General features: G+C 56.3%; 5 protein-coding genes and 1 pseudogene. All 6 read right to left on the bottom strand.

Features of this window, described 5'->3' with window-relative positions; genetic code table 11:
* A pseudogene (locus MKD50_RS30130) lies at window positions 1-595 on the bottom strand (transposase domain-containing protein); the annotation flags it as partial.
* 30 nt (window positions 596-625) lie between these two features.
* Window positions 626-973: an IS66 family insertion sequence element accessory protein TnpB gene (gene tnpB, locus MKD50_RS30125; protein WP_012354753.1), complete on the bottom strand. Its 348-nt coding sequence runs from the start codon at window positions 971-973 to the stop codon at window positions 626-628.
* The gene (gene tnpA / locus MKD50_RS30120; RefSeq protein WP_081479552.1) at window positions 970-1380 is read right to left on the bottom strand and encodes an IS66-like element accessory protein TnpA; all 411 of its coding nucleotides are present in this window, start codon (window positions 1378-1380) and stop codon (window positions 970-972) included. The genes tnpB and tnpA overlap by 4 nt, the downstream gene beginning before the upstream one ends.
* Before the next feature lie 219 nt (window positions 1381-1599).
* On the bottom strand, window positions 1600-2079 hold the full coding sequence (locus MKD50_RS30115; protein ID WP_157625308.1) for a protein-export chaperone SecB: 480 nt from the start codon (window positions 2077-2079) through the stop codon (window positions 1600-1602).
* A 48-nt stretch (window positions 2080-2127) separates the two neighbouring features.
* Complete coding sequence (locus MKD50_RS30110; RefSeq protein WP_012354751.1) at window positions 2128-2886, bottom strand: type II toxin-antitoxin system MqsA family antitoxin; 759 nt, start codon at window positions 2884-2886, stop codon at window positions 2128-2130.
* A 12-nt stretch (window positions 2887-2898) separates the two neighbouring features.
* A complete protein-coding gene (locus MKD50_RS30105; protein ID WP_012354750.1) occupies window positions 2899-3348 on the bottom strand; it encodes a hypothetical protein in 450 nt (149 codons plus the stop codon).
* Window positions 3349-3650: the final 302 nt, after the last annotated feature.

Genomic DNA, 3650 nt, shown 5'->3' with positions numbered 1-3650 from the left:
AGCGGTTGATGATCAGCGTATTTGGCAACCAGTATGTGAGCGTGCAGTCCCGCCGTGGCAATGCCGCGCTCATCGGCCGGCTTGGCGCCGCAGCCTGGACGATGCAATCACAACAGGCGCAGGCCTTCTTGCGCCGCACCTGCCGAATCACCCTGAATGAATTGCTGATGATATCGAGTTGCTCCGAGATGTCCTCGCCCAGCGGCTTGAGCTTACCGCCGCACTCTGGACAGGCTTCGGTCTCGGGCTCGAGAATGCGCTCCTCCCGCTCCAGGTGCTCCGGCAACGGCTTGCGTACCGCTTTCTTCCGGACAGAAGGGGTTGCCTGCGGATCGACTTCGGTTTCAGCCGCACCTTCCTCGGCCAGCAGATCTTCCAGTCGGGTCTCAAGCTGTTCAATCTGTCGATCCAGCTTCTCGGACTTCTGGCCAAACTGCATCCGCCTCAGCTTTGAGATCTGCAGATTTAGCTGCTCGATCTCCATGGAGCGGACCGCCAAGGCCCGTTCCATGAGTACGATCGATTCCCGCTGTGCCAACACCAAGGCCTTCAGGGCCTCAATGTCGTCGGGGAGATCGCTGGGGTCGATTGGCATGCGCGGCAGTTTACGCACATGCCGCAAGGTTTACAACACCGACTGTGGCGGCCAGGTGCGCTCGGGCTGCTTCCAGTTAATCCCCTCCAGCAGCATCGACAACTGCGCTTGCGTCAGGTGGATCTTGCCGCTGTCGGCCTTCGGCCAGACGAAACGTCCACGCTCCAGGCGCTTCGAGAGCAAGCAAAGTCCATCGCCCGTTGACCACAACACCTTGATGACGTTGCCGCGCCTGCCGCGGAAGACGAAGACATGGCCGGAGAATGGGCTCTCTTGCAGAGTCGCCTCCACCTTCGCGGCGAGCCCGTTGAATCCACAGCGCATGTCGGTCACGCCTGCAGCGATCCAGATGCGTGTTCCCGCCGGCAACCCGATCATGGCGTCAAACGGTCCAGTACCGTACGCAACGTGCTCGCGTCGACTGCCCCTTCGATGCGAATCACCGCTCGGCCCAGGCGGATCTCGATGGCGCCGTGCGGCGGCGTCGGCTCGCAAACCGCAGCGCCCGGACTCATTGGCATCGGACCGGGTGGCGAGCTTGGGCGTTCAACCGTCACCGGCAACAACACCGCAGCTTCCTGGCACTGCTCCGTTCGATAGCGTCGGCGCCAAGTGAACAGCATGTTCGCGTTGATGCCATGCTCGCGCGCCAATTTCGATACCGAGACACCCGGCTCACACGCAGCGGCTGCCAATCGCCGCTTGAATTCCTCGTTGTAGTTCGGCCGGCCTTTGCGACCGCCGGCAACTGGTACTTCCTGTAACTGTGACAAAGTAGTTCCCATCACTATTTGGTGGGAACTACTTTGGCGCCACTCTACTGAACGGTACAGACGGTGCTTGCGACTCGCTTACTCATAAGCTGAGTGGTCTCGCAATTTACCGAGGAAAGACTTGCGCATGGAGAACCGCGGATCAACTCAGACCATCGGGCATTAGCACCAGAAATGCAAACGGCCCGCATAATTGCGGGCCGCTTTGTCAAGACATGATGCAAAGTTACATCACTCTGGATCGGCAGATGGTTGAGTTGCACCGCTCTTTTCTTCTGCAGCGCGCCGCTTCGCCTCTGCCGCAGCGCGAGCCGCTGGGCCATCCTCTCGAAAATTCAGCGATGGCAATCGTAGCTCACCGTACCAACACCGACTTGTAACGGTTGCGATTTGCTCTCTGATCGCACCATAGAGCAAAGACGCACCATTCACAACAGCGATTTCGAGACGTTCCGCCGCGTCAGGGAACCCATTTGGTATCGAAAAATATCCCACACATTCGACATCAATCTTGTAAGGAACTTCTTTCTCCGGGCCGTCACTGACTTGAATCCCTAACGCAACCATATAGTCGCGGACCTCCCCGCCTTCTAGCTTATCAGCTTCGGCATGGGTAAGGGAACAATGAATATTTGCTCCCCAGGTATCAATTGGCGCGGGGTTCTCTACTGGATCCAGCGTCTCAGGCTCATTTCTGGGATAGACGCTCACGTGCAAGAATCTAAGCGAATTGAGCTTTAATGGACTCGGTCTCATACCTTAGGCTGCTTCTAACTTATAGCTCTGCATGCTCTTCAGTGCCGCAGGCAAGTTCGAAGCTGGAGCGTCATAATCGAGCGACATTTCGTAGGCTGCATTCTTGCGCTGAACAAAGCGGGCCATACTATGCACTGTCCCGCCTGTCTGCACATCAACTGCAAGTTCATCCTCTTCGCTGCTCTCGGATACAAAGACCTTCGAGTAACAGGAAATGGGAGAATCTAACAGCGTATGTTTGAGGACCGCGTGAACCACACATCGTGCGTCCTTTAACACTCCATCCGCTTCCAGGATGGTAGAGATTCGGGACACTTCCTTGGAACAGATCGCCGTCGCAACCTCTTCCTCACCTGCCGCATGAGCAAGCCATGCCAATGCAGTCGGGACCTGTGCAGCTACGCGGATGAGTTTGTCCATTGATGCGGATTGGGTCACATCATCCGCTTCGTACTTCGAAAAGGCGACCGGCCCACCACCGAATATTTTTACTGCCTGTACCTTCTTCAGGCCTGCGCCGACACGGATGGCATGAACCTCTTGCCCGGTCAGAAGACACTCTAGCTTTTTACGAAGCTCCACTACCGCGCGCTTGTTCTGACGCATGTCAGACGCTGACGCGTAGTCACTGCCACACTCCTCACAGTGCGACATGACAAATGGCACAGAGAACGTTGCGCCCTTGTGCTCGATCTCATTTTGTCCATACACGGACGCGACATGGCCTTCCCCGCACACATCGCAGAGAACATGCGTAGTCATTTGGATCTCCCGTTACTGATGCATTGATACGAGTAGGATCAGCTTGCCAGTACGATTGATGGCTAGCTTGACGTAGTACTCCTGAGTGATGTCTTTGTAGGCGTACTCATTCCATTCCTGGCGAATCAGTACATAGACATCACATGCCGCCCAAGGGCCGCCCGGCTGCTTCTCGCACCATTCAGAGCCCTTGAAAGTGCCCGACCGAACAGCGTCCTTCACCAGAGTGGCTAGCTCTCTTGCGTCCAGCTCATACTTCTGGACGTCCCTAGCGCACTTTTCGGTGAATGGAATGACTGGCGCATAGTTCTCGCCATCCGCCCCAACCTCGAGCAGCGCGATGAGTGCCGCAGGATCGTAAAGAGGCCCATCTGCCTTCCCCTGAATTTTACGACTGCCTCCACCTACATCTGAGGGACTCGCTCCGGCGTATTGGCTTACGTTCTTTCGATTATTTACCACCGTGGTAAGTTCCGCAAGAGATTTCTAGCCATCCATGGCTACTGTTCGTTGGGTTAGTCACAGAAAAAGCGCCGCATAAGCCACTAATACTACGCTTTTGGCCGATTGAGCGCCGATGTTACCAAAGCCTCTCCCCAGAGTCGTTACCCCGCAAGTGCGGCACGGCAGCTGCAACGAGAGCGCGCCGAGCGTTGTAAATCGGAAACACTTTGAAGAAGCCGCAGAGTCTCCTAGGAATGCTCTGCACAAACGGGAATCGAGTGTGCTTGGCCGTTTAACAGGAAGCTGAATGCGCCACGACT

Source organism: Cupriavidus mimosae (genome assembly GCF_023952485.1).
GTDB classification, from domain to species: Bacteria; Pseudomonadota; Gammaproteobacteria; order Burkholderiales; family Burkholderiaceae; genus Cupriavidus; species Cupriavidus taiwanensis_C.
Note: the sequence above shows the minus strand (reverse complement) of the source record. Positions and strands in the feature narration are given on the sequence as shown.

What these genes read in the sequence shown, in the direction of transcription:
- tnpA (WP_081479552.1), bottom strand. Translation starts at nt 1,380, where the DNA reads ATGGGAACTACTTTGTCACAGTTACAGGAAGTACCAGTTGCCGGCGGT.
- MKD50_RS30110 (WP_012354751.1), bottom strand. Translation starts at nt 2,886, where the DNA reads ATGACTACGCATGTTCTCTGCGATGTGTGCGGGGAAGGCCATGTCGCG.
- tnpB (WP_012354753.1), bottom strand. Translation starts at nt 973, where the DNA reads ATGATCGGGTTGCCGGCGGGAACACGCATCTGGATCGCTGCAGGCGTG.